Origin of the sequence: Mesorhizobium sp. M2A.F.Ca.ET.046.03.2.1 (assembly GCF_003952425.1) — a bacterium.
Lineage (GTDB): Bacteria > Pseudomonadota > Alphaproteobacteria > Rhizobiales > Rhizobiaceae > Mesorhizobium.
This window is the reverse complement of sequence record NZ_CP034449.1, coordinates 1,568,117-1,592,908: the sequence shown is the minus strand read 5'-3', so window position 1 is coordinate 1,592,908 and position 24,792 is coordinate 1,568,117. Positions and strand designations below refer to the sequence as shown.

Annotated in this window: 27 protein-coding genes and 1 pseudogene; 15 read left to right on the top strand and 13 right to left on the bottom strand. The window is 63.2% G+C overall.

From position 1 onward, the window contains the following. Positions 1-235 precede the first annotated feature (235 nt). Complete coding sequence (locus EJ072_RS07615) at positions 236-1,171, top strand: hypothetical protein (RefSeq protein WP_126079164.1); 936 nt, start codon at positions 236-238, stop codon at positions 1,169-1,171. 176 nt (positions 1,172-1,347) lie between these two features. On the opposite strand, the gene EJ072_RS07610 is transcribed toward EJ072_RS07615, so the two are convergent. Then, positions 1,348-2,436: an HWE histidine kinase domain-containing protein gene (locus EJ072_RS07610; RefSeq protein WP_126079163.1), complete on the bottom strand. Its 1,089-nt coding sequence runs from the start codon at positions 2,434-2,436 to the stop codon at positions 1,348-1,350. After that, on the bottom strand, positions 2,436-3,179 hold the full coding sequence (locus tag EJ072_RS07605) for a Crp/Fnr family transcriptional regulator (RefSeq protein WP_126079162.1): 744 nt from the start codon (positions 3,177-3,179) through the stop codon (positions 2,436-2,438). Before EJ072_RS07605 ends, EJ072_RS07610 begins: the two co-directional genes overlap by 1 nt. Positions 3,180-3,286: 107 nt before the next feature. On the opposite strand from EJ072_RS07605, the gene EJ072_RS07600 reads away from it, so the two are divergent. Beyond that, the gene (locus tag EJ072_RS07600) at positions 3,287-3,676 is read left to right on the top strand and encodes a response regulator (protein WP_126062591.1); all 390 of its coding nucleotides are present in this window, start codon (positions 3,287-3,289) and stop codon (positions 3,674-3,676) included. 603 nt (positions 3,677-4,279) lie between these two features. Next, entirely contained in the window at positions 4,280-4,429 is a 150-nt protein-coding gene (locus EJ072_RS35875) for a hypothetical protein (protein ID WP_189343249.1), read from the top strand. A gap of 113 nt (positions 4,430-4,542) precedes the next feature. Here EJ072_RS35875 and EJ072_RS07595 read toward each other — a convergent pair whose 3' ends face one another. Together EJ072_RS07595 and EJ072_RS07590 are read right to left on the bottom strand one after the other, a co-directional pair. Next, complete coding sequence (locus EJ072_RS07595; protein ID WP_126079161.1) at positions 4,543-4,803, bottom strand: hypothetical protein; 261 nt, start codon at positions 4,801-4,803, stop codon at positions 4,543-4,545. A 79-nt stretch (positions 4,804-4,882) separates the two neighbouring features. After that, positions 4,883-5,065, bottom strand: a complete 183-nt coding sequence (locus EJ072_RS07590; RefSeq protein WP_245467247.1) for a DUF982 domain-containing protein — start codon at positions 5,063-5,065, stop codon at positions 4,883-4,885. 337 nt (positions 5,066-5,402) lie between these two features. Between EJ072_RS07590 and EJ072_RS35870 the strand changes: the two genes are divergently transcribed. From EJ072_RS35870 to EJ072_RS07580, 3 genes are all read left to right on the top strand, one after another. After that, positions 5,403-5,564, top strand: a complete 162-nt coding sequence (locus EJ072_RS35870; RefSeq protein WP_189341621.1) for a hypothetical protein — start codon at positions 5,403-5,405, stop codon at positions 5,562-5,564. 113 nt (positions 5,565-5,677) lie between these two features. Then, positions 5,678-6,484, top strand: a complete 807-nt coding sequence (locus tag EJ072_RS07585; protein WP_126079160.1) for a hypothetical protein — start codon at positions 5,678-5,680, stop codon at positions 6,482-6,484. Further along, complete coding sequence (locus EJ072_RS07580) at positions 6,477-7,226, top strand: metallophosphoesterase (protein ID WP_126079159.1); 750 nt, start codon at positions 6,477-6,479, stop codon at positions 7,224-7,226. Before EJ072_RS07585 ends, EJ072_RS07580 begins: the two co-directional genes overlap by 8 nt. Before the next feature lie 116 nt (positions 7,227-7,342). Here the strand turns inward: EJ072_RS07580 and EJ072_RS07570 are convergent, their stop codons facing one another. After that, a complete protein-coding gene (locus EJ072_RS07570; RefSeq protein ID WP_126062585.1) occupies positions 7,343-7,624 on the bottom strand; it encodes a hypothetical protein in 282 nt (93 codons plus the stop codon). Between the two features lie 136 nt (positions 7,625-7,760). Between EJ072_RS07570 and EJ072_RS07565 the strand changes: the two genes are divergently transcribed. Further along, the gene (locus EJ072_RS07565) at positions 7,761-8,972 is read left to right on the top strand and encodes an FAD-binding oxidoreductase (RefSeq protein ID WP_126079158.1); all 1,212 of its coding nucleotides are present in this window, start codon (positions 7,761-7,763) and stop codon (positions 8,970-8,972) included. A 130-nt stretch (positions 8,973-9,102) separates the two neighbouring features. On the opposite strand, the gene EJ072_RS07560 is transcribed toward EJ072_RS07565, so the two are convergent. From EJ072_RS07560 to EJ072_RS07550, 3 genes and pseudogenes are all read right to left on the bottom strand, one after another. Further along, positions 9,103-10,113: an ATP-dependent DNA ligase gene (locus EJ072_RS07560; RefSeq protein ID WP_126079157.1), complete on the bottom strand. Its 1,011-nt coding sequence runs from the start codon at positions 10,111-10,113 to the stop codon at positions 9,103-9,105. Beyond that, the gene (locus EJ072_RS07555; protein WP_126083540.1) at positions 10,107-10,538 is read right to left on the bottom strand and encodes a GFA family protein; all 432 of its coding nucleotides are present in this window, start codon (positions 10,536-10,538) and stop codon (positions 10,107-10,109) included. Before EJ072_RS07555 ends, EJ072_RS07560 begins: the two co-directional genes overlap by 7 nt. Before the next feature lie 47 nt (positions 10,539-10,585). Then, positions 10,586-11,028: pseudogene (locus tag EJ072_RS07550) on the bottom strand (PPC domain-containing DNA-binding protein). A 244-nt stretch (positions 11,029-11,272) separates the two neighbouring features. On the opposite strand from EJ072_RS07550, the gene EJ072_RS07545 reads away from it, so the two are divergent. Genes EJ072_RS07545 through EJ072_RS07535 form a run of 3 tightly spaced genes read left to right on the top strand, consistent with a single transcriptional unit; the run spans position 11,273 to position 15,145 of the window. Further along, positions 11,273-11,839 carry a (2Fe-2S)-binding protein gene (locus EJ072_RS07545; protein ID WP_189343248.1) on the top strand — a complete coding sequence of 189 codons (567 nt, stop codon included), beginning with the start codon at positions 11,273-11,275 and terminating at the stop codon, positions 11,837-11,839. Between the two features lies 1 nt (position 11,840). Next, positions 11,841-12,863 carry a xanthine dehydrogenase family protein subunit M gene (locus EJ072_RS07540; RefSeq protein ID WP_126079155.1) on the top strand — a complete coding sequence of 341 codons (1,023 nt, stop codon included), beginning with the start codon at positions 11,841-11,843 and terminating at the stop codon, positions 12,861-12,863. A 2-nt stretch (positions 12,864-12,865) separates the two neighbouring features. After that, a complete protein-coding gene (locus EJ072_RS07535; protein ID WP_126079154.1) occupies positions 12,866-15,145 on the top strand; it encodes a xanthine dehydrogenase family protein molybdopterin-binding subunit in 2,280 nt (759 codons plus the stop codon). Positions 15,146-15,375: 230 nt separating this feature from the next. Here the strand turns inward: EJ072_RS07535 and EJ072_RS07530 are convergent, their stop codons facing one another. Next, positions 15,376-15,999 carry an NAD(P)H-dependent oxidoreductase gene (locus EJ072_RS07530; protein ID WP_126079153.1) on the bottom strand — a complete coding sequence of 208 codons (624 nt, stop codon included), beginning with the start codon at positions 15,997-15,999 and terminating at the stop codon, positions 15,376-15,378. Between EJ072_RS07530 and EJ072_RS35865 the strand changes: the two genes are divergently transcribed. After that, complete coding sequence (locus EJ072_RS35865) at positions 15,968-16,168, top strand: hypothetical protein (protein WP_189343390.1); 201 nt, start codon at positions 15,968-15,970, stop codon at positions 16,166-16,168. The genes EJ072_RS07530 and EJ072_RS35865 overlap by 32 nt on opposite strands. 473 nt (positions 16,169-16,641) lie before the next feature. Here EJ072_RS35865 and EJ072_RS07525 read toward each other — a convergent pair whose 3' ends face one another. Both EJ072_RS07525 and EJ072_RS07520 read right to left on the bottom strand, forming a co-directional pair. Beyond that, positions 16,642-17,121: a MaoC family dehydratase gene (locus tag EJ072_RS07525; protein ID WP_126079152.1), complete on the bottom strand. Its 480-nt coding sequence runs from the start codon at positions 17,119-17,121 to the stop codon at positions 16,642-16,644. After that, the gene (locus tag EJ072_RS07520; RefSeq protein ID WP_126079151.1) at positions 17,118-18,134 is read right to left on the bottom strand and encodes an aldo/keto reductase; all 1,017 of its coding nucleotides are present in this window, start codon (positions 18,132-18,134) and stop codon (positions 17,118-17,120) included. Before EJ072_RS07520 ends, EJ072_RS07525 begins: the two co-directional genes overlap by 4 nt. A 159-nt stretch (positions 18,135-18,293) precedes the next feature. Here EJ072_RS07520 and EJ072_RS07515 point away from each other — a divergent pair, with 159 nt between their 5' ends. The 4 genes from EJ072_RS07515 to EJ072_RS07500 are packed head-to-tail and all read left to right on the top strand — an operon-like array spanning position 18,294 to position 22,263. Next, a complete protein-coding gene (locus EJ072_RS07515; protein WP_126079150.1) occupies positions 18,294-19,439 on the top strand; it encodes an acyl-CoA dehydrogenase family protein in 1,146 nt (381 codons plus the stop codon). Then, the gene (locus EJ072_RS07510) at positions 19,436-20,218 is read left to right on the top strand and encodes a 3-ketoacyl-ACP reductase (protein ID WP_126079149.1); all 783 of its coding nucleotides are present in this window, start codon (positions 19,436-19,438) and stop codon (positions 20,216-20,218) included. Before EJ072_RS07515 ends, EJ072_RS07510 begins: the two co-directional genes overlap by 4 nt. A gap of 27 nt (positions 20,219-20,245) precedes the next feature. Next, complete coding sequence (locus EJ072_RS07505) at positions 20,246-21,394, top strand: dihydrodipicolinate synthase family protein (protein WP_126079148.1); 1,149 nt, start codon at positions 20,246-20,248, stop codon at positions 21,392-21,394. An 8-nt stretch (positions 21,395-21,402) separates the two neighbouring features. Next, the gene (locus EJ072_RS07500) at positions 21,403-22,263 is read left to right on the top strand and encodes a sugar phosphate isomerase/epimerase family protein (protein WP_126079147.1); all 861 of its coding nucleotides are present in this window, start codon (positions 21,403-21,405) and stop codon (positions 22,261-22,263) included. Between the two features lie 124 nt (positions 22,264-22,387). Here EJ072_RS07500 and EJ072_RS07495 read toward each other — a convergent pair whose 3' ends face one another. Both EJ072_RS07495 and EJ072_RS36360 read right to left on the bottom strand, forming a co-directional pair. Then, complete coding sequence (locus tag EJ072_RS07495; protein WP_126079146.1) at positions 22,388-23,158, bottom strand: enoyl-CoA hydratase/isomerase family protein; 771 nt, start codon at positions 23,156-23,158, stop codon at positions 22,388-22,390. Beyond that, positions 23,155-24,726 (bottom strand): acyl CoA:acetate/3-ketoacid CoA transferase, encoded by a 1,572-nt coding sequence (locus EJ072_RS36360; RefSeq protein WP_126079145.1) that lies wholly within the window; start codon positions 24,724-24,726, stop codon positions 23,155-23,157. The genes EJ072_RS07495 and EJ072_RS36360 overlap by 4 nt, the downstream gene beginning before the upstream one ends. Positions 24,727-24,792 lie beyond the last annotated feature (66 nt).

The window sequence follows — 24,792 nt, the reverse complement described above, 5'->3', positions numbered from 1 at the left end:
TTCGGTCGGTCCAAGATTTGTGGGCCGTGATGGCGTTTGCGTCAGGCCCTGAGTTTAACAGCTGATTGAAAGAAGTAGATCAGGCGGAACGAAAGCGAGATCCAGGAATTAAATACAAGAATTCAAACACTACTTATAGGAGGACGAAATGGGACGAGGTATTCTGCTCTGGCTGCTCGGCGTTCCAATTCCGATCATCATCCTTTTGATGCTTTTTGCACGTTAGGAGCCCACGATGACCTTTTCCCCGGCCGACGAACCGGCAACGATTGAGACATCATCCTCCGCCGTCAATTGGGGGCCGATCGTGGCCGGCGCTTTTGCGGCAGCCACCTTGACCGTCATCCTCATGCTTGTCGGTTCCGGACTCGGCTTGGCGATGATGTCGCCATGGGGTAGCCCTTCCCTGACGACATTTGCGGTGTCGACCGCGGTCTGGCTCGTTATCGTGCAATGGCTGTCATCTGCGTTAGGCGGCTATGTCGCCGGGCGGCTCCGCACGAAGTGGGTCAACGTGCATACCGACGAGGTGTATTTCCGCGACACCGCGCATGGGTTCCTGGCCTGGGCCCTGGCTACGCTGCTCGTGGCCACGGTCCTCGGCTCGGCGGTCTCCGGAATTGCGGGGACGGGCGCCCAGGCGACGACTGGTTTGCTGAGCGGCGCGGCCGCCGGTGCGGCTTCGCAGGCTTCGTCGGCGCAAAATCCGTCCGCTAACGATCTCGCCGGCTATTTCGTGGACGCGCTCTTCCGGCCGGCCGGCAACGCGGCCGCGCCTACAGCGGCGGCAACGCCCCAAAACAACGCGGACGCCGCGGCACAGGCCGCGCGCATACTGACAATCAGCGCTGCGAACGGCGAAATGAGCGCGGATGACAAGGCCTATCTTGCCCAACTCGTGGCATCCCGCACGGGCCTTCCCCAGGCGGAGGCGCAGAAGCGGGTCGACGAGGTCCTGGCGCGTGCCGAGGACGCCAAGAACAAAGCCAAGGCAGCCGCCGACAAGGCCCGCAAGGCGAGCGCCGCCGCTGCACTGGTTGGCGCGCTGTCGCTGGTGATTGGCGCGTTCATTGCTGCGGTCGCGGCAGCGCTAGGCGGCAGGCAAAGAGACGAAGACGAGGCGGGCTATTTGCGCAGCGACTCCCGGACGGTTACGACCGCTGTCGGCTAAAGCATGTCTCCCGAAAGTGGGAACCGGTTTCGGGATAAAGACCTGCGTAAGTCAAAAACCTAAAGCGCATGGAGCGAATCTGAAAGATTGCGACGGCTTTAGAGTGGTTCGCCGCTTCACCGAAGCGGCGAACCACTCTATCTCTTTGTTTTCTCGCAATTTCCAGCGGAAGCCGCTCACACTTTTCCTGCAATTGCTCTAATGGCGCGAAGCGGGACGGCAGCCGTGAAATTGAGACCGCTCGGAGCGAACCGCAACTCCACCGTCGCTCCGAGCTCGTAAGGCAAGGTCCGCTCGAGCACCTCGAAACCGAAGCCTCGTCGCTCGGTCTGCTCCAAATCGTCAACACCGCTTTCAGCCCAGACGAAGCGGAGCAGATCTTCCTCCAAACGCCATCCGATGTCGATGCGGCCAGCCCGGTTGGAGCTGGCAAGCGCCCCGTATTTCAACGCGTTCGTCGCCAGTTCGTGGATGGCCAAGCCCATCGTCTCGGCAGCCTTGGGGGCGAGCGTCAATGGCGGCCCCTCGATCGTCAGGTTATCGCCCTCCCGGCCCCCGGCGGCGCGCAATTCCTCGGCGACGATTAATGCCAGGTTGATCTCGATCGACGGACGGCGTGTGATCGCCGCCTGCACGCGGGCGAAAGCGTTGATGCGCCCTTCCAGGTGAGCCGCGGCTTCGTCCAGGGATTCGCTTTTCTCCATCGTACGCCGCACGATCGAGCGGATCACGGCCAGCGTGTTGCGCATATGATGCTGCAACTCGGCGAAGCGAGCCTGCTGCTGTTCCTCGGCTTGCTTCCGGCGCGTGATGTCCTGGCCGACGCCGCCGATATGGGCGACCTTTCCAGCCTCATCGCGCATCGGAAAGCCGGAATCGCGCAGCCAGCGTATCTCGCTGTCGGCCGGCCGGCAGATGCGGTATTCGAAGGTTGCGCGTTCGCCGTCGCGTATGCGCGCGATCTGGCCCAGCACATGCTCGCGATCCTTGGGCACGATAAGTTCGATCCAGGTGGCGAAATTGTCGCCGGCCAGGGCCTTTTGGCGGCTCATCCCGTAAATGGCGTCGAAGGCCGGCGTCAGGTATTCCCACTGCAGCGTGTCGGCATTGCGGGCCCAGAGCACATCCGAGGCGGCTTCGGCGAAATCCCGCAGGGTCTCGTCGCTCTCACGCAGCCGGGCTTCGGCGCGCCCATGCCCGCGCAAGGCCGTCTTGACATCTGCCAGACCGCGTTCAAGCGGCTTGTTGGGCGGGCCCTTGGACATCACTCCTCGTTGGCGTCGAGATGCCTGCCCTCGCGATCGAGATGCAGATAATTGGGATTGAACAGCGCGACATCCTGCAGTGCCTGGAGGTTGGGAATGGTCAGCGTCCTGTCCTTCAGCACGATGAGGTTCGAGGCGCGCAGCTCCTGCAGCGTGCGATTGACGTGAACCGTCGACATGCCCAGCGTCTCGCCCAGTTCCGTCTGCGTCAACGGGAATTCGCAACTGCTGTCGCTTGTGCAGCCGGCGGCCTCCAGCCGGATGAACAGCTCGCACAACAGATGCGCCATCCGCTCGAGCGCATCGCGCTGGCCGAGGTTGACTGTCCACTCGCGCTGGATCGCCGCCGCGACCAGCGATTCCCACCACAGAGCCTGAGTGATGCGCGGATGTCCGATCATCATCTCGTCGAAGGCGGCGCGCGAAATCTCCGAGACCGCGACTGGCGTGATGGCGCCGATCGAGTGGTCCATTTCTTTCAGGATGAAGACGTTGAGGTCACAGAGATCGCCGGGGAGGAAGAAAGCAATGATTTGCCGCCGCCCGTCCTCGAGGGTCTTATAGCGGCAGGCCCAGCCCTCGTTGATCAGGTTGATGAACTCAGGTTTCTCGCCTTCGTGGATGATGTCTTCGCGCGCGGCGAAGCGTCGGACGCGTTGCGCCGCAATTCTGACCAGCATCTCCTTGTCGGCCTGCGAAAGCCGCGTGAATTTCTCAAGCTTGCGGATCAGAGGTCGCCTCATCCCAGTCCTCTTTCCCGTGATACACACAATGATGCGGCGGCGACCTTACCTATGTTAATGTCGGACCGCGTAAGACGGTCCAAATGACTCCGCTCGGGAGGCTTGCCATGAACGAGAAATTCGCCGGCGCTCGTGTTCTGGTCATGGAAGACGAGTATTTTCTGGCTGAGGATATCACAAAAGCCCTCTTGGGGCTCGGGCTGACGGTCATCGGACCCTTCGCGACCCGTGACAAGGCCTTGAACTCCCTTGACCTGGATTGCGTCGACGCCGCCATACTTGATCTCGATCTGGCCGGTGGCATCGACTTTGCCGTGGCGGACGCGCTGCTGGAAAGGCGGCTTCCGTTTGTGTTCGCCACCGGCTATGACGCCGCTGCCATCCCCCCACGCTTTGCTGAGATTCGCAGGTTCGAAAAACCTTGCGACGCAACGGAACTGGCGCACCACATTGTGGACATGACGCGCGAGTCGCTGCCGATCCCTTGCGATCGATAATGGGTTGGTGCGGACTAGATGGCCGTCAAATCGAAGCTCACGGCGTAACCATGCCTGACGGCCGATCGCGCAATCATGTTGCTCAATTGCGGCCTCTCGACCGAGCAATCCGGCATGACGGTCAAGATGGCCCTCGTGGCCGCGGCGACCGACACCGGCGTGCGCTGCGAGGAACGCGTTTCCATGTAGTGTTCTATAAGCTCGTTCAGCCGCACAGGATAATATTTGATCACGCCGCAACCTTCCCTTAGCCGCGCTTTTGTTATGTTTGCATTTGATAATTGCGCCCTGCCTCGCCACGCATTAACCCATGCGAGGGAGGCGGAAATTCTTTGGAAGCTTGGGCGCGGTCAAGACCCCGATCGCAAAAAGGGCCCGCCTCGCCTGGGGGTAGAGTTAGGCGGGCCCTCCGGCTCTCTTCGGTTGCCACCGTCTTGTAAGCCAGGGTTGAAATTTATCCGAGCCCGGAAAGAGTCGCTTTAACCTGCGTTATTGTCGGGGACCTGAGCCGGGCGCAGATATCTTCAGCGTCACCCGGCGGACCCGGTTGAGTGGCGCCTGGGGACGCCCGCGAGGCGCTCAGCCAAGCAACAAGAGAACAAAATGGTCTCCGCTGCCAATGGCTATGACTTTTCCGACATCAAGGCTGTTGCGCGCGAGCTCGTGCAGTCCGATCCGTCCGTGTCGATAGAGGACATAGTCCGCTCGCTTTACGAAGATCTCTACGAAGGCCAACCTGCCCGCCGGCGTTGATTGAAGCCGTCAAGCAAGCGTTGCAGCACCCGGCCAGCGGGCAAACAGGCGCAGGTGGTACCTGATGTGCGCCGCTCTTGTCCGCCCTGAGCTGCATCGGCCGCTGAGAGTTATCATGGCAGCGCTGGAGCGGTTTGGCGGCTGAAGGGAACATGCGGCTTCCCCCGGTGTTCGGCATCATGGATGATCTGCGCTCGCCTCGCATCCAGCTCGACCTGGAACATCTTCTCCAAACCCGGCGACGCGCGGAGCGTCTGATCGGCGAAACCGGTTCCGCTATCGCCAGAAGTCGGATTTTGCTGCAGCAGTCCCGACAGTTGCTGGCCAAGATCGGGCGAGACAGAAGCCTTGATCCGCCTTGGCAAAGTGCTCAAGGCACCCGGCCAGAAGCGCGCGGCCAGAAATAGCGTCAGGCTTGGTCGCCCAGGAAAATCCTGGCGTCCTTTGCGGCGTCTACGAAAGCCTGGCGCGCCACGCCCTGATGGCGTGATGCCGGGCGCGGGAGTTGGGCTTCGGCCAGGTATGCAGAAGGACGTCGGCCGCATCCAGCACAGTGACCACCACCCGATCACGATCGATCCGGCCGGGCTGCACGATTACCGGTTTGCGAAAACGTTTGATGCGTTTTGAGCGCATGATCGCTTTACCGCTGACCATTCGCCCAAAGAGAAGCGCTCAATCCCCGCCGCCATCAACAACCTATGTTAAGGCGGCGGCGCAATCATCGTGCAACATAGGTTGGCCTTTGTCCCTCACTTAGGCCAGGCCCGGCCTGCAATCCTGTGTCACGGACGAAAACGCAGGTCGGGCTTCATCCCTACGGGGTCAGGCGAGCTGCCAGCGTGTTCAAGCCACCAACGACTGATGTGCGGTCTCCGTTCCGAAAGCGGAACATTTGAACCTTTCACCGGTTAGCGCACCACCGGCGCCTCTGCTTGCGGGAGCACAGCCTTCAGTCCGGGAAGGAAGATCAATGTCAGGCACCGACTTGTGGTTCATCGTCGTCGCGGGCGGTCCCCTCATTCTCATGCTCGTGATCGTCTACGTTCTCCTTACCCGCCGCCGCCGCGGACCGGCAGAGCGGCGCGAGAGCGACCGGGCAACCCAGCGTCTGTACCGGGACGAAGGCGACTAGCGCCTCTGTCCTGGCGAAGCTCGTCGAAGCGTGACGTCAAGCGCGGAACAACGTCGGTCTGCCGCTGTTTACCGAAACATGGGAATGAAGATCGAAAGCCGGAGCAACGGTTGATGGCCAATGACGAGTTGCCGGGAGTGCTGGCGACGCTGCCGGTTATCGATGCAAAGGCGGAGCCGACGCTGAAGAGCGCGGAGGCGGAAGCGTTCTACACGAGTGCAATCCGCGAGCTCACCGCCACCGACATTCCTTTTCTGGTCGCCGGGACCTATGCCGTCAGCGCCTATACCGGTGTCGTGCGCCAGACCAAGGACCTCGACATCTTCTGCAAGCCCGGCGATTGCCCACGCATCCTCACCCATTTCAAGGATATCGGCTACGCCGTCGTGATCGAGGATGACCGCTGGCTGGGCAAGGTCTTCGAGGGCCCGCATTTCTTCGACGTGATCTTTGCGTCCGCCAACGGGACCATGCAGGTCAAGGACCAGTGGCTGGAGCATGCCCGCCAGGTCGAGCTGCTGGGCAGCCGGGTCAGGATCATCGGCCCGACCGAGCTTATCTGGTCGAAATGCTTCATCCAGGACAGGGGCCGGCATGACGGCGCCGACATCGCCCATACCATACTCAAGGCGCATGAGCAGATCGACTGGCAAAGATTGCTCTCCTATCTCGACACCCACTGGGAGGTGCTCTTGATGCAGTTGCTGAATTTCAGATGGATCTATCCCAGCGAACGCGACCACATTCCCGACTGGCTGCTCGACAATCTGCTCGACCGGCTCGCCAGGCAGCGGCAACTGCCTTCGCCGCGGATGAAGATCTGTCGCGGCCGGCTTCTGTCGCAGGTCGACTACGAGATCGACGTCAAGGAATGGGGCTTCGCCGGCGTCGGCGGCGTTGGAGAATTCCGCGATGGCTGAACAAAGCAGGACGGGCCGCAAAGCGAGCGGCAACGGCAAGGTCAAGATTGCCGCCATGGGCGACCTGCATGTTCAGGAAGATGCGCAGACTTCCTACCGCGACCTGTTCGGCGAGGTTTCCCGAGAAGCAGACGTCCTGGTGCTCACCGGCGATCTCACCAATCTCGGCAAGCCGAAGGAGGCCGAGCTCCTCGCGGAGGATTTGCGCGCCTGCTCCATTCCCGTGGTCGCGGTGCTCGGCAACCACGATTACGAATCCGGCTGCGTCGACCAGATCGCGGCGACGCTCCGCCAGGCCGGTGTCTATCTCCTCGATGGGCAAGCGACGGAGGTGATGGAAGTCGGCTTTGTCGGCGTCAAGGGTTTTGTCGGCGGCTTCGGCCCGAGGATGCTTGGCTCTTTCGGCGAGCCCGCGATCAAGGCCATGGTGGCCGAGAGCGTCAACGAGGCGATGCGGCTCGAGAACGCCATGCGGCAGGTCCGCGCCAAGCGCACGCTGGTGGTGCTTCACTATGCGCCGATCGCGGAGACGGTCGCCGGCGAGCCGCCGGAAATCTTTCCGTTCCTCGGATCGTCGCGGCTTGCCGAAACGATCGACAGGTTCAAGGTGAGCGCGGTCGTGCACGGCCATGCCCACCGTGGCACTTTCGAGGGCCAGACCCCCGGCGGCGCCAAAGTCTACAACGTCGCCATGCACATCACGAAGCCGACGGGCCGTCCCTACGCGCTGCTGGAAATCTGAGCCGGTCGGCTCTTAAAGCGCGTCGCGTCGAAGCGGATTCGCGCGACGCGCTTTAAGTCTTTGTTTTGATGCATGTCGTTCTCCCAAAACCGCTGCGCACTTTTGGGCGACATGCATCAGACCTCGTCGAACCGGTTGCCTTCCTTGGAAGGGTCCTTCGACAGGACGCGTTCTTCTTCGTCATCAGGCAAGGCTTCGTCGCTGTCCTGGAAGGGGTTGTCGTCATCCTCTTCCGGAAGGTCCCCTTCGGCTTCGGCATCATCCTGCGGATCACCGTTCACCGCGACGCTGTCAGGCAGGATCCTGCTGCCCTCCAGAGCGTCCCAGTCCTGCTGTTCGATGGTCGGCGCTTCGGTTTCGTCGGTCTTTGCAGGCCGCTGTTTGTCGCGCGGGTCCATGAGGTTCTCCATTTCTGAGCTTCAAGTGAAGAACCTCTCGCCGAAACAGTTGTTCCGCTTCATATCCAATCACGGCGCGGTTGCCCGGGAACAGCACCGGCGCCTTGTGACTTATCGTGCGGAACCGGGAACTTTCATGCCTCGCCAGCTCGATCTCAGAAGCGGCAAACCTGTCTGGTCTGCCTATCGCTCGCCCGCGGTGCCGGCGGAACGCCTGACCCGAGATGCAAAGACCGATGTCCTGATCGTCGGCATGGGCATTAGCGGCGCGATGATGGCCGAAGCTTTGACCCGCGACGGCCACGCCGTCATTTGCATCGACAGGCGTGGGCCGTTGCAGGGCTCGACGGCTGCCACGACGGCGCTCGTCGCGTTCGAGATCGATCAACCGCTGACAAGGCTGTCCAGGATGATTGGAGGCGATGCCGCTCGGCAGGCCTGGATCCGCTCGAGGCTGTCGCTGCTCAATCTGCGCGGACGCATCGCGGAACTCGATATTCGCTGCCGGTCGGCCGAGACGCCGTCGCTCTACTTGGCCGGCAATCGGCTCGATGCACCGGAGCTGCACAGCGAGGCCGAAGCGCGTCGTGAGGCAGGCATTGGAGCGTCCTTCCTGCCACGCAAGAAGCTGAGAGAAGATTTCGGGATAGAGCGCGCCGCAGCGATTCTGAGCCATGGCAATCTGGCGCTCGATCCACGCAAATTGACGTCCGGACTGCTGATGAGGGCGCTGCTAGGCAAAGCGCGGTTCTATGCGCCGGCGGAAGCAACCGCCATCGACGATACCCGCCTCGGCGTGACGGTGGCGACGCGACATGGGCCTGTGATCAAGGCTCGCCATCTTGTTCTTACGACCGGCTACGAGCTGCTCGATATCGTGCCGAAGATGCGCCATCGCATCATCTCGACATGGGCGATTGCCACCCGGCCGCAGCCGGAGAAGATCTGGCCGCTCGCCGCCCTGATCTGGGAAGCTTCGGACCCTTATCTCTATCTCAGGGCGACATCCGATGGTCGCGTGATCTGCGGCGGCGAAGACGAGGGGTTCACCGACGAGGAGAGGCGCGACGCCCTGACCGCGCAAAAGACGGACCGGCTTGAGGAGAAACTCGGCAAAATCTTCCCGCGACTCGACACCGCGGCGGAATTCGCCTGGACCGGCTCGTTCGGAGCCACCGACACCGGACTTCCGATTATCGGCAGTGTGCCCGGCCACGCGCGCGTTCATGCGGTGATGGGCTACGGCGGAAACGGAATCACGTTTTCACAGATCGCGTCCGAGATCGTCTCGGCTTCCATCGCCGGCAAGGAGGATGCGGATGCGAGCCTCTTCGCGTTCAAGAGATGATCCTCCAGGCTGTCTCCGACAGATTAATGCATGTCGCCCAAAAGTGATCTCGGTTTTGGGAAGACGACATGCATGAAACAAAAACCTAAAGCGCGTCGCATGAATCCGGTTTAACGCGACGCGCTTTAGGCTACGCGATCTGCTCGAACGTGCACTGCTGCGGCGCCTTGTCCGGCCGCCAGCGCAGCAACCTCGTGCCATGCCGGAAGCGCTCACCGGTGACATGGTCGAAACGAACCTCGACAACCAGGTCCGGCTTCACCGGCTCCCATTCACCGCTGCGCTCTGTGCTCCAGCGGCTCGGACCGCCCGGGGCCTTGCCGGTGAAGCCCGGCCCTCCGCGCAACGCCTCGAGCTTCGCCGTGAGCGCCGCGCGGTCTTCATTGGCGATGGTCGATGTGAAGCCGACATGATCGAGTTGCCCATTGTCGTTGTAGAGGCCGAGCAGAAGCGATCCGACCTGTCGTTTGCCGTTCAGATAGCGGAAACCGCCGACCACGCAGTCGGCGGTGCGCAGCCGCTTGACCTTGACCATCGCGCGCTCGCCCGGCCGATATGGCTCGTCGAGCATCTTGGCGACGACACCATCGGTCGGGCCGTGGCCGGCGCCTTGCAGCCATTGCCTGGCGGTGGCGACATTGGTGGTCGATGGCGACAGCTGGAGGCCGAGATTGGCCGCCTTGGACAGAAAAGCCTCCAAAGCCTCGCGCCGGGCGCGCAAGGGTCGTTCGAGCATGATCTTGCCTCCCGGGGCGACCAGCATGTCGAACAGGATCAGCCGCGCCGGCGTCTCTATGCTCAGCTTGCGGATACGGCTCTCCGCGGGGTGCAGCCGCATCTGCAGCGCGTCGAAGGAAGCGCGACCGTCGATCTCGATGACGATCTCGCCGTCGACGACGAAATCCTCCGCATCGAGGCTTTGCATCGTCGCCATCAATTCGGGAAAGTAACGGCCAAGCGGCTTTCCGGATTTCGCCCTGAGATCGACGGCCTTGCCGTCCTTGAAGGCAAGGCAGCGAAAGCCATCCCATTTCGGCTCGTATTGCCAGGAACCATTTCCCTCGGGCAAGGCTTCCGCCGTTCGCGCTTCCATCGGCGGCGTTTCCGATGGCAACGGCAAGCTCCGGTGCGCCGCTACCATCGTTCTTCCGTGTCATGGTGCGGCAGGTCGATGCCGCAGCAGACCCAGCCGAGCCGTTGCGAGGAACCGTAATTATGACGCGGCTCAAGCCCGGACGGATCGTCAAAGGTCCCGATATGCATCGCGACCTCGTACGGGTTCGCGTCGTAGGCAAGGGTAAGCGGCGTACCGCAAGACCGGCAGAAGCTTCTGCGGGCAATCGGCGAGGAGCGGCGATAGGCTGGTTCCGTGGTCAGCCACGAGAGGCCGGCGACAGGCGCCCAGCCAAGCACGGCGAAGGCGCTCCCGGTCGTGCGCCGGCACATATCGCAATGGCAGTAATGCACGCGCGGCTCCCCCGTCAGGCGGTAGCGGATGTTGCCGCACAGGCATCCGCCGTATCGCTCGACGGCTGCGTTTCGCGTAAAGACATCCGCATGTTCCATCAAGCTTGAACGCTCGATCGAAGATGCGGTTTCGGTAGCGCGAGATTTTACGCGTCGAGATCGATCAGGGCGATGCCGAGGCCGGGTCGTTTCGTACGCCGCAAATGGACGGGCGATTCCGTCACCGTGACTTCGAGGGTCGGCTTCACCACGCCTTCCAGCAGGTGCCCACCGCGGGTGGATCCGTCGCTCAGGCCCAGCACCGCATGCAGATGCAGGCTGGCTTGCCGCTGTCGTCGACGGCGATGTCGCCGATGGCGCTCAGCACCTCACACTGCTCGTCGACCGGTAGCTTGCGGTAGGATTTCGAGCCGAAATCGAACCATCCGACCGTTGCTCTCTCGAAGGCGCCGATCGCCGTCAGCGAGGCGCCGGTAATTCCCTTCTGCCCCGCGAAAGCCGTGAGGGAGGCGAAGGCTTCCTCGCCCGGATCGAGCACGACCACGAATATTCGTTGTCCAGAGGTTTCAGTGACCAGCTTTGATTTCATGATGCCCTACTGACGGAGAGATGGACTGGCACAGAACGCCTCGCCACGCCGCATGTTCCCGGCGAAGCCTCGCGGCACTCCGGTTGAGCAGGAGCCTCACAGTTTGGTGAAGTGTCGCGGTTCTGCGTTCAGCGCCGGAACAATGGAACCATCGAAAGGTTAGCGCACAAGACCAGCCAGCCAGGAGCGAGCCATGTCCCAGCCGTCAGTCGCATCAAACAACGGGTTCAGTCGAAGAAGGTTCATGGCAGGTACTGTTTCGGCGGCGGCAGCACCGTTGCTAGCATCGACCGCGCGGGCTGAGGCGCCAGTCATCCCCCAAACAAAATTGAGGCAGCCGGTCGTAACGTCGCTCAGGATCAACGAGCAGCCCTATGAACTTTCGCTCGACACCCGAACCAGCCTGCTCGACGCCCTCCGCGACCATGCCGGCCTTACCGGCACCAAAAAGGGCTGCGACCACGGCCAGTGCGGCGCCTGCACGGTGCTGGTCGACGGCAAGCGGGTGCTGTCTTGCCTGAGCTTCGCCGTGATGAACGAAGGCAAGGACATCACGACGGTCGAAGGGCTCGCCTCCAGCGACGGCAAGCTGCATCCGATGCAGCAGGCCTTTATCGACCACGATGCCTTCCAGTGCGGCTATTGCACGCCGGGCCAGATCCTGTCGGCGATCGGTTGCGTCAATGAAGGTCACGCCGAATCCGAGAATGACATCCGCGAATATATGAGCGGCAATATCTGCCGCTGCGCCGCCTATCCCAACATCGTCGCCGCCATCCTGCAGGCGCGCGACGAGACGAAGGGAGCCTGACATGCGTCCGTTCGTCTATGAACAGCCTGCCGACATCTCCGCGGCGGTCGCGATCGCGTCCCGGTTCACGACCAACGACGATCAACCCACGCGAGCAAATGCGCAGTTCATCGCGGGGGGTACCAACCTTGCCGACTACATGAAACTCGGCGTGGCGGAACCCAACCGCCTGCTTGATCTCAACCGGCTCAAGGAGTCTGGACTGAGGCAAATCCGGGTAACCGATGACGGCATCCGCTTCGGCGCCCTGGTGCGTATGGGCGAGGCTGCGGATCACCGAGAGGTCAAGGAGCGCTATCCCGTCATTGCCGACAGTTTGCGTTTGGCGGCAAGCGGCCAGATCCGCAACATGGCAAGCCTGGCCGGAAACATCCTGCAACGCACGCGCTGCGAATATTTCCGCGAGACGTCTTGGCAATGCAACAAGCGTGTGCCTGGCTCCGGCTGCGCGGCGATGGAAGGCTTCAACCGGCAGCATGCGGTTCTGGGGGACAGCGATGCATGCATCGCCACTTACCATGGCGATTTCGCCCAGGCGTTGATAGCGCTCGATGCTGTCGTCCATGCCGAAGGCTCGCGCGGCGCACGAAAGATCCCGTTCGCCAAGCTGCATCGGCAGCCCGGCGACACGCCACATATCGAGACCGATCTCGCCGCTGACGAGATCATCACTGCGATCGAAGTGCCCGCCATCCCGTGGGCACGGCGCTCGCTTTACCTGAAAATCCGCGACCGCGAATCCTATGCCTTTGCGCTGGCTTCGGCGGCCGTCGCGCTCGACCTGGACGGCGAGACCGTGCGCGAGGCACGCATTGCGCTCGGCGGTGTGGCGACCGTGCCCTGGCGTGCCGGCGCGGCCGAACAAAGCCTGCAAGGCAAGAAGCTCGACGAGACATCGGCAGAAGCGACGGCCGACGCCGCCTTCGCCCAAGCCCAACCGCGCCAGCACAACGCATTCAAGATCGAGCTTGGAAAACGAACGCTGGTGCGGGCGCTGCTTGAAACCCGAGACATGAAGGTGTGACCATGGACGCTGCCGCTCCCAGACCCAAGGAGAACATGGGCGAACCGCTGCCGCGCGTCGATGCACGGTTGAAAGTCACCGGACAAGCCCACTACCCCGCCGATCTGCCCACCGCCAACATTGCTTATGGCGCGCTGGCCACCAGCAGCATTGCCAAGGGCAAAGTGACGAAGCTTCGTCTCGACGACGCCCGCGCGGTGCCCGGCCTGCTCGACATCGTCACCTATGGCGACATGGACAAGGTGGACAAACCGAAATTCGGCAATTCCGGCGCGACTTCTATCGGACCGCTGCACGATCGGACGATCTTCCATGACGGTCAGATCGTCGCGCTCGCGGTTGCTGAGACATTCGAGGCGGCCGAAGAAGCGGCGCGGCTGATCCGCGCCGAGTACGAGGAAGAGAAGCCGACTGCGACTTTCGACAGCCCGGGGACGGCGACCATCCCTGCCGCCGGAAAGAGCCCTCTGTTCAAGGAAGATGTGAAGGCAGGCGACTTCGATGCGGCCTATGCCGATGCCGCGGTCAAGATCGACCAGCGCTATTCGACGCCCACGCAGCATCACAACCCGATCGAGCTGTTTTCAACGACGGCCTTCTGGGAAGGCGACCAGCTGACCGTTCACGAGCCGTCGCAGAATGTGACCGGCTGGAAGGTCGAGCTGGCAAGGCAGTTGAAGATCGACCCTGCGAAGGTGCGCATCGTCAGCCCCTTCATCGGCGGGGCCTTCGGCTCGAAGGGGCCGATGACTCCGCGCACGGCAATCGTGGCGGTGGCCGCCAAGCGCCTCGGACGTCCGGTGCGCTGCGTGACCAGCCGCATGCAGGCTTTTGGCACGCAGACCTACCGGGCCGAAACCCGGCACCGCATCCGCATCGGCGCCGGCAAGGACGGCCACATCACCGCCTTCGCGCATGAAGGCTGGGAGGTGACGTCGCGCCCGGACGCCTATGTCGTCGGCGGCACGTCGGCCACCGGCCGCATGTACGGCTACGGCTCGGTGCTGACCCATGTCTCGCTGGTGCAGGCGGACCGCAACACGCCGGGCTACATGCGCTCACCGCCTGAGACGCCTTATGTTTACGCGCTTGAAAACGCTATGGACGAGATGGCAGTGGCGCTTGGCATGGATCCGGTCCAATTCCGTCGGATCAATGAACCGAAGGCGGAGCCGATCGGCAAGAAGCCGTTCTCCAGCCGTTCGCTGATCCAGTGCTACGACCAGGCGGCGGAAGCTTTTGGCTGGGCCGACCGCGATCCGAAGGTCGGCGCGATGCGCGACGGCGACTGGCTGGTCGGCATGGGCTGCGCCACGGCGATTTACCCCACTGCCGTCGCGCCATGCGCGGCGCGCGTGCGCCTGACGGTCGACGGCGATGTGCGGCTGCAATGCGGTTCGCACGAGATCGGCACAGGCGTTCGCACGGTGGCCGGCCAGATGGCGTCGGAGCGTCTCGGCGTGAGCATCGATAGGATCAGCGTCGAAATGGGCGACAGCAGCCTGCCTCCGGCTCCGGTCTCGGGCGGGTCGATCTCCACGGCAAGTGTTTGCTCGGCGGTGCTCATGGCCTGCGACGCTATCCGCACCAAGCTCTACGCCGCAGCGACCGCGGAAGGCGGTCCGCTGGCCAGCTCCCATAATGAGGAATTCGAGCTTGCCGGCGGCAAGATCGTGGCGAAGAGCGGCGCGTCGGCCAAGGTCGGGGATGTCCTGAAAGCCATGCAGGTCGGCGCGATCGAGGAATATGCCGAGTTCGCCCCCAAGAACGCGACGCCGGAGGCGCTGAAGAAGCTCTATGCCGGAACGCCGGAGTTCCATGGCGGCGAGCAGGACGAGGATTCCGTGAAATACGCCTTCGGCGCCGAGTTCGTCGAAGTCCGCATCAACCGCTATACCAGGGAAGTCCGCGTGCCGCGCATCGCAGGCGCCTTTGCCGCCGGCCGCATCATGAACACCCGCACGGCGCGCAGCCAGCTGATGGGCGGCATGATCTGGGGCATCAGTCAGGCGTTGCATGAGGCGACCGAGGTCGACAGGCGCTACGCGCGCTATGTGAATCGCGACCTGCAAGACTACCTTGTGCCCGTCAATGCCGACATCAAGGACCTGCAGGTGATCCTGGTGCCGGAGGTCGACCATGCGGTCAACCCCGCCGGCGTGAAAGGCCTCGGCGAGCTCGGCAATGTCGGCACGGCCGCTGCCGTCGCCAGCGCGGTCTACCACGCCACCGGCAAGCGTATCCGCGACCTGCCGATCAGGATCGAGCAACTGCTCGTCTAACAGTCCTGCTACTCCTTCGGACGGGCAAGGCGCTCAGCCGTGCGTCCAGCTCCCGAAGATGATCCTCGGCACGCGGACTTGGTCGGCATTAGCGGCAACATGGGCGACGCTCCCGGCAGTTGGCGCTATAGGCGTTGTCCCGCACCTTCGGTCCAAGCGCCATTCTTCCTTTGCCGGTGCGGGCATCGGCGGAAATGCCGATGTCCTGGCCGGGCGATAAGAGTACGATATCACTCGCCGGCAGGCACGCCGGCATAGTTTTTGGTCTTGAAGAGCCCGGCCAGATGAGCGGCATTGGAAGCCGCCATCTTGATCATGCTGACGACTTTCTCCGGTGTCCCGGGAAGATCGACGAAGTTGACGTCGCCCATCGCTTCTCCAACCCAGTAAACGCCGCCATTGGCGGGAACGGTGAAGCCGACATCGTTGAGCGCCTGATAGCACTCGGCATGGCAGTGATGGGCGCCATCCTCATTGCCGACGATCGCCACCAACGCGACCTTGCCTGCCGCCGGCATGCGTCCGCTGTCGTCGGTCTCGGACAGGAATGCGTCCATCCGCTCCATCACGCGCTTGGCAACGGACGACGGCTGCCCCATCCAGATTGGCAGGCCAAGGATGAAGATGTCGGCGGCCAGGATCTTTTCCCGCAGCTTCGGCCAGTCGTCGCCTTCGCCCAGGTCGGAGAGCACGCCGGGCTTGATGTTGTGGACGAGCGCACGTGCCGTTTCGCATCCGACGTCATGTGCCGCCAAAGCGTTGGTCAACTCAGCAAGCATTCGATCGGTCGAGGACTCGTCATCGTCCCGAGGAATCTTGAGTGTGCAATTCAAGGCAAAAGCGGTGAGCGGCATCGAATCTTCCCGGCTGAATATGATGACCAACGCGAAGGGCAGCCACTGGTTGCCTCTTTCTGCGCAACAGCCAGCCGGAAAGAGTCAGGTGTTTTCATTGGCAAGGTGGGCGTGGCCGGAATGCCGTCGCGACCTCACGCGCCTCAAGCGCCGGTTCGGTTCCGGTTAACGGAGCCGAATGTTGCGGTTAGGCTGTTGAAGATAGTAACGAAAGAAAATCGCATTGAAAAACAAAGGTTTAGGAGCAGATACGCACAACCTTAAGTCGATGGTGCCAGAGGCGGAATCTTAGTGAAAAAAATCCTCGTTTGCTTTCAGATGCGTAGGGAAGGTCAGCCGCAGTTGCTACCAATAGAAATGGATAGGTTCGGTTCCCCAATAGAACCTGTGCGTCCCTTGCCACTGTATCTCGGATGGCGCGGTGATCGGGCCTCAGGGTTCGCTACGCGGAGGCAGCGTATCGGAGATTGAAACCGTCATCATCTTGGGACTGGCGGAGTGAGCATCAATCTTAGGCGATATTCGAAAGTCATGCGCAAGGAATGTCAGCCTTGCGCCTCATCTCGGTCGTAGAGTCAAGCTCCGTCGTTGCCTGAAAGCAGATCGCGTGCTTTGCCTCTATGGAGGTAGGAACGAATTCTCTCAAGCCATGTCACGTCGATAAATCATCAACTCGTTCTCGCCTTCCTGTACGGTCCGTCCCCACTGATTGCAAACGACGAACCGCAGACGAACAATCGCGCGGGCCGGATTGCGAGTGGCCCGCTTTTCCGCGACCGTCACCTCGGCTTTGATGATGTCGCCGGCGAGCACCGGGGCTGAAAACCTCCAGCTCCAGCCGAGCGAGGCCACGGCTCGGAACCGGGCGACGGCATTGTTCTTCAGACCATCGACAAGGGACAGCACAAGCAGACCATGCGCTACACGCGCCGGGAAGCCGTGCCGATGTGCCGCCTCGTCGCTCATGTGGATTTCGAACCGGTCACCGGTCATTTCCGCGAGCGCTTCTATGATGGCCGCGGTCACTTCTGTGGAAGGCGTTTCGAAATGGTCGCCGATCTCCACGTCCTCGTAGCTCAACCCGAGGCCTGTGAGCGATTTCCCTCGGACGTCGACACTCATGCCGGCACCGGCGCGTCTTCCCGCAACAGCCCGTTCTTCTTCAGGTCTTGCCAGAACTCGCCGGGGATCGGGTAACTGAACCAGGCAAGGTTCTGCTCGAGTTGCTGGACAGTGCGAGTGCCGGCGCAGAAGGACGGGATGGCCGGATGCGCCACCACGAACTGCAAGGCGGCGGCCGGCAGCGGCACGCCATGCGCGCGGCAGACCTCCTCGATCTTCGCCACTTTCTCCATGACGGGCTTTGGCGCCGGTGAATAATTGTACTTGGCGCCGGGAACGGCGCCCGTGGCCAGGATGCCGGAATTGAAGCCCCCGCCGACCAGCACCGCCGCGCCGCGCTCGACGCAAAGCGGCAGGAACTCGTCGAGGGCTTCCTGTTCGAGCAGCGTATAGCGGCCCGCCAGCAGGAAGCAGTCGAAGTCGCGCTGCTTCAGCGCCTCGTGGCAAACCTGCCATTCGTTGACCCCAACGCCGATCGCCTTCACGACGCCTTCGGAGCGCAGTTTCTCCAATGCCCGCCAGCAGCCATCCATCGCCTGCCGGAACACTTCCGGCTGCTCGTCGCCACGGGTGAACCGATCGATGTCATGGATGAACAGCATGTCGATGTGTTCAAGCGCCAGGCGCTGCAGCGAATCCTCGAACGACCGCATTGTGCCGTCGTAGGAGTAATCGAAATTCATGGTGTTCGGCGCGGCGTTTGACCACGGCGCGAAGTCGATCTCGGAGCGCTTCGCGGGCTTCAGCACCCGGCCCACCTTGCTGGCGAGGACGAACTCGTCGCGCTTCTTCCAGCGCAGCGAATGCCCGGCCCGCAGTTCCGAGAGGCCGTGGCCGTACATCGGCGCCGTGTCGTAGAAGCGTATGCCCGCGTCCCATGCGGTCTGAATCATGGCATCCGCGGTCTGCTCGTCTATGGGATGAAGGAAATTGCCGATGGGAGCGGTTCCGAACGCGAAGGCCGTGACGTTGAGGCCGGACCGGCCGAATACGCGCTTGTCAGATGGCTTCATGATATCCTCCATTAGTAACCATCTGGTTATTTCTAGTTAAGTTCGACCGAAGCCGCAAGCACTTGTAACGGCAACGCATGGCGATGCGAAGTCCGCCGCTTGACGCCGCCGACGATTCCAGCGTAGGAGTAACTAGATAGTTACATAGGGAGGTCGGCCGTGCCGCTGAGCGAAACGCAGCAGCAGGTGCGCGAGATGGCGCGCCAGTTTGCCGAGGATGTCATTCGTCCAGTTGCAGAGGCGCTTGATCGGGATGAGCGCTTTCCTGGCGAGATATATGAGCAGATGGGCGAGCTCGGTCTCTTCGGTATCGGCGTTCCGGAGGCCATGGGCGGTCCCGGCTTCGACACGCTTACCTATGCGCTGGTGATGGAAGAGCTGTCGCGCGGCTATGCGTCCGTCGCCGATCAATGCGGCCTCGTCGAGCTGATCAGCACCTTGCTTGTCCAGCATGGCAGCGAGGCGCAGCGGCAGCAGTGGCTGGGTCCGGCCATGCGCGCCGAGAAGAAGGCTGCCTACTGCATCACCGAGCCTGAAGCCGGGACCGATGTTTCCGGGATACGCACCACCGCCACGCGCGACGGGCACGGATGGCGGCTGGACGGCGGCAAGATCTGGATCCACAACGCGCCGGTCGCCGACGTCGGTTTCGTGCTGGCGCGCACCGACAAGGATGCGGGCCATCGCGGCATGTCGATCTTCATCGTCGACCTGCACGCCAAGGGAATAGAGCGCGGTCCGAAGGAACATAAGATGGGTCAGCGGGCCAGCCAGGTCGGCGCGCTCAATTTCAACGATGTCGTCCTGGGTCCCGAAGCGCTGCTGGGCGAAGAAGGTCGCGGTTTCCACATGATGATGAGCGTGCTGGACAAGGGGCGTGTCGGCATCGCCTCGCTGGCCGTCGGCATAGCGCAGGCCGGGCTCGAGGCAGCGGTCGACTATGCCCAGCAGCGGCGTCAGTTCGGCAAGCCGATTGCCGATTTCCAGGGCGTGCAGTGGCTGCTTGCCGACATGGCGAAGGACATCGAGGCGGCCCGTCTGCTCGTGCGCAGCGCCGCCGAGAAGATCGATGCGGGGGAGAATGCAACCAAGGCCTGCTCGATCGCCAAATGTTTCGCGGGAGACATAGCCGTGGCGCGCACCGCCGATGCCGTGCAGGTCTTCGGCGGCTCCGGCTACATACGCGGCTTCGAGGTCGAGCGCCTCTATCGGGATGCCAAGATCACCCAGATCTATGAAGGCACCAACCAGATCCAGCGCATGATCATCGCCCGCGAGCTCCTCAAGCATGGAGCCCGGGCGTGAGTGCCGGATCGCGTCATGCAGCCTTCGTCACGGGATCGAGCCGCGGCATCGGGCTTGCGACGGCATTGGAGCTCGCCCGGCGCGGATTCGGCGTGGCGCTCAACGGTCCGTCCGATGACGAGGAATTGAAAGCCGCCGAAGCCGCCGTCGCTGCGCTCGGCGGCCCGGTCGCGCGTGTCGCGGGCGACGTTGCCGATCTCGGCGGCCACGAAAGCATGCTCGAAGCCGCCGAGGCCGCCATCGGTCCCCTGTCGACGCTGATCAACAATGCCGGCGTGTCGGTCATTTCTCGCGGCGACCCGCTCGACGTGACGGAGGAGAGCTACAACCGCTGCCAGGCAATCAACACCAAGGCGCAGTTCTTCCTGTCGCAGCGTTGGGCTAGGCGGCTGCTTGCCCGCGAGCGCGATGACGGCCGCTTCTACAGCCTGATCAACGTCTCTTCCTCCAATGCCACGGCGGTGGCGGAGCCGCGCGCCGAATATTGCGTGTCCAAGGCCGGGTCCGCGATGGTCAGCCAGGTCTTCGCCGTCCGCCTTGGTCGCGAGAACATCGCTGTCTACGACATCAGGCCTGGCCTGATCGAAACGGCCATGACCAAGGCGGTCAGCGAGACTTATCAGCGCCGCATCGACGAGGAGGGGCTGACATTGATAAGCCGCCTCGGCAAGCCGGAAGATGTCGGTCGCGTCATGGCGACGCTCGCCACGGGCGAGCTGCCCTATACGACCGGCCATGTCATTGCCGTCGACGCGGGCATGCTGGTGCCGCGGTTCTGACTGCGGCGTATCGTCAGGGAGAACGCCATGATCATCCAACTGCCGGATAACACGGGCAGACTTTCCGACTACCGGCTTCAAGGCAAGACGATTCCGGCCGCGCGATTGCCCTCTGATGCGCCACGTACCGTGCTGTCGGCGGCCCATGTTGTGGCGGATCCTTTCAGCTTCAACGATCCCGGCGGTCCCGCCGCCATCGACTGGAAGGCCACGATGGCATTCAGGTGCCATCTTCACGGCCTCGGCCTCGGCATCGCCGAGGCGATGGACACCGCGCAGCGTGGCATGGGCCTCGATTGGCCTTCGGCCTTGGAGCTGATCCGCAGGACCAGGAGCGAGCTGCCCGACGCGCTCGTCTTCAACGGCGCCGGCACCGATCAGCTCGGACCGGCCGATGCACGCACGCTCGACGATGTTCGCCGAGCCTATTTCGAGCAGCTCGAGGCCATCCAGAAGGTCGGCGGCAGATTGATCGTCATGGCCAGCCGGGCATTGGCGGCCGTGGCGCGTTCGCCCGAGGATTATGTTTCGATCTATGGCGATGTGCTCGCGCGCTGCGACAGGCCGGTGATCCTGCACTGGCTGGGAGAGATGTTCGATCCGGCCCTCAAGGGTTATTGGGGAGCCGCCCGCTTCGAGGACGCGCTCGAGACGGTCTTGGCGATCATCGGAAACAACACCGCTAGGGTCGACGGCATCAAGATTTCCCTCCTCGACAAGGAGAAGGAGATCGCGATGCGCCGCCGTCTGCCCGCCGGCGTGAAGATGTATACCGGCGACGACTTCAATTATCCGGAGCTGATCGCGGGTGACGAACAGGGGTTCTCGCACGCTCTGCTTGGTATCTTCGATCCCTTGGCGCCGGCCGCCGCCTACGCCATCGATCGGCTCGGCCGGGGCGATAGCCAGGGGTTCCACGCCGCGCTGGATCCTACCGTGCCGCTCGCGCGTCTGATCTTTCGAGCGCCCACCCAATACTACAAGACGGGGGTCGTGTTCCTCGCCTGGCTGAACGGGTTCCAGGATCATTTCGTCATGCTCGGGGGCGCCCAGTCGATGCGGCCGCTGCCCTATTTCGTGGAAGTGTTCAAGCTGGCCGACGGCTGCGGCCTCCTGGCGGATCCCGAGCTGGCGGCCGCACGCATGCGCAAGCTGCTTGCCCTTTATGGGCTCTGACCGGAAACATGCGCGACTTCACGGCGAACCATTCCGCGCTGGCGCTCAATACGGCGACGCTCGGCCATAATCTGGACGGGCACGGCGCGGGCTGGCCTATCGAGCGTGTGCTTGATGCCTGCGCTGAGCGCGGCATACCCGGCATCGTCTTCTGGCGTCGCGAAATCGGCGACCGCGCCGTCGAGATCGGCGAGCGGGTTCGCGCGGCCGGCCTGAGTGTCGTCGGCCTGTGCCGCGCGCCTTACCTCACCGGCCCCATGGGGCTGCCCGGCCGCGCGGCGATCATGGACGATTTCCGCGCCGCGATCGACATGGCCGCGGGTCTCGGCGCCCCTGTTCTGACCATCGTTTGCGGCGGCGTCGAGCCGGGAACGAAAGGCATCGGCGAAAGCCTCAAGCTGGTCGCTGACCGTGTCGCCGAAGCTGCAGCCTACGCGGCGGCCAGAAGCGTTCGCCTGGCTCTCGAACCGCTGCATCCGGTTTATGGTGGCGACCGCTCCTGCCTGGTGACGATGCGCGACGCGGTCGATCTTTGCCTTGCCATTGATGCGTCCAACGTTGGCGTCGCGGTCGACGTCTACCACGTCTGGTGGGATCGCGCGCTCGCCGGCGAATTGCTGCGGGCCGGGCCGAAACGCATTTTTGGCTATCACCTGTGCGATTGGCTGGCGCAGACACGCGACGTGCTGCTCGACCGCGGCATGATGGGTGACGGCGTGGCCGACCTGAAGGCGATCCGCGCGGCGGTGGAAGCGGCCGGCTACGACGGGCCGTGCGAGGTGGAGGTGTTCTCGGCGCAGAACTGGTGGAAGCGTGACCCCGGGGACGTGCTGGACGCCTGCGTGGAGCGCTTCCGCTCCGTTTGTTGAAGACAGAAGCTGGACAGCCGGGCATCGCTCGCAACCGTACGGATATGCCACGTTCGAGGGCTGTTGAGTGGTCAGCCGCCGCCCTGCGAAACAGATTTCTACTGCGTTCAGATCGGGCTCGAGATCAATCTCTCGACCGGAGGCCCTTTTCCCGGAAGGCAGCCAGGCCCGCCCGAAGGTCGTCGCTGCCGGCGGCGATACGTCCGGCAAACGCATCCAGGACACGCTCCCGTTCCTCGCCTTCGGCAGCGTTGATGAGCATCTTGGCGAGCTCCGTGGCGGTAGCGGACCGGCCTGCGACGATAGCGGCAAGTTGTTCGGCCGCCGCGAGGCCGTCACCCTTGCCGACGACCTTGTCGACAAGCGACAATCTCAAGGCCTCGTCGGCGGAATAGACCTCGCCGAAGAGCGACATGCGGCGGATCAACTGGGTGCCGAAACGGCGAGCCGTGCGCTGGGTGCCCGACCAGCCCGGTGTGATCCCAAGGCCGGTTTCAGGCAGACCGATGCGGGCGTGGCTCTCGGCGATCCGATAGTCGGCGCAGGCCGCAAGCTCCAGGCCTCCGCCAAGGCAATGGCCGTTGAGGACGGCAATGACCGGTTGCGAAAGCCTGGCGAGAGCGTCGAAGCCGGCATGGCCGTCGCGGATCCAGTGGCGCGCGAACTCCGCCGGGTCGAGCGCGCTCCAGGCGGCGACGTCGCCGCCCGCGGAGAACGACTTCTCGCCCTCGCCGGACAGGATCAGCACCTTCGCCGCGGAACGCTCCACCGCCCTGCACAACGGCACGAGCGCATCGACCATCGCGGCATCGAGGGCGTTGAGCTTCTCAGGCCGGCGGATGGTCACTCGCGCGACCGCTCCGTCGAAGCTGAGGTCGAGGCGGGGATCGCTCACAGCCGCAACCCGATCGGCTGGTCGAGGAACAGCGCCGCCTCCATCAGCTTCAGTGCCGGCGAGACCACGAGAGGAGCCGCCGCCTGCCGCAGGACATCGCGCTCGAGGTCGAGCCCGGGGGCTATTTCGGTGACGACCAGGCCGTCGGCGGTCAGGCGGATGACGCATCTTTCCGTCACATAGGTGACGTCCTGGCCCTGGCTGACGGCGCGCGCGCCTGAGAAGCTGACCTGGTCCACCTTCGGGACGATCTTTGCGACCTTGCCTTCCTTGTCGATGACCAGCTTGCCGTTCTCCAGCCGCATCTTCGCGCCGGCGTTGAAGTTGCCGGAGAACACGATCTTGCGCGCCCGCGAGGTGATGTCCACGAAGCCGCCGGCGCCGGCGGTGCGATGCGGCGTCGAGGAAAGCCGCGAGACGTTGACGGATCCGTCGGAGCCGATTTCGAGGAACGACAGCAAGGAGCAGTCGAAGCCTCCGGCCTGGAAGTAGGTGAAAAGGTGCGGGGAGGCGACGAAGGCTTCCGCGTTGGAGGCGCAGCCGAACTTGAAGTCGAGCAACGGCACGCCGCCCACCGGCCCTTGCTCGATCACCCAGGTGACGGCGCCGTGCAGGCCCTCTTCGATCAGGATGCGAGGCACGTTGGCCGAGATTCCGAAGCCGATATTGACTGCCCAGCCCGCTCGAAGCTCCTGCGCGACGCGACGCGCGATGACCTTGGAGACATTGTATTCCGGGGTACGGAATGTGTGCAGCGGCCGGAACAGTTCTCCCGATATGGCCGGGTCATAAGCGGTCGCCGTGGTCTGCAGCTGGTCCGGCGCCTCGACGATGAAATCCACCAGGATACCGGGCACATGCACATCATGCGGCCGTAGCGTGCCCGGAGCCGCGACGCGCTTGACCTGGGCAATGACGATGCCGCCGCAGTTGCGCGCCGCAAGCGCCATTTCCATGGCGCCAAGCGTCGCGCCTTCCTGCTCGAAGGTGAGGTTTCCCTTCTCGTCGGCGGTAGTCGCGCGGATGATCGCCACATCCGGCCGGAGGGGAGGGAAGTGAAGCCAGGTCTCGCCGTTGAATTCGACGCGCCGCACGATCGGCGCCTTCCGGGCCGAAGCGTTCATGGCTCCGCCCTCGAGCATCGGATCGACAAATGTCTCCATGCCGACCTTGGTCAACACACCCGGACGCTGCGCCGCGCCCTCGCGTAGCATGTCGAACACGATCCCGGAGGGGAAGTTCCATGCCGCCACATCCTCGGCAAGGATACGCTGCCAGATCAGCGGCGGCTCGGCATTGGTCGGTCCTGAGGGATATGAGCCGCCGATGATGCGGCTGATCAAGCCCGGCAGGGCGATGTGATCGACCCCCTTGGTGCCGAACATGTCGCCGGCGGCAATCGGATGGATGGTGGTGATGTTGCGCGGCGCCCCTTCGCCTAGGAAACGTTTGCCAAGGGCTTCAAGCACGGCATCCGGGCAAAGCAGGCCGGACGACGAATTGACCGCTACCACCGCTCCGTCGCCTATCGCGGCGACAGCCTCCGCTGCGGACCTGACCTTGCTCACGCTACCTCTCCAAAGGCTTGGCAATAAGTAACTAGATAGTTATAAACGTGATATAGCCGCCTGCGG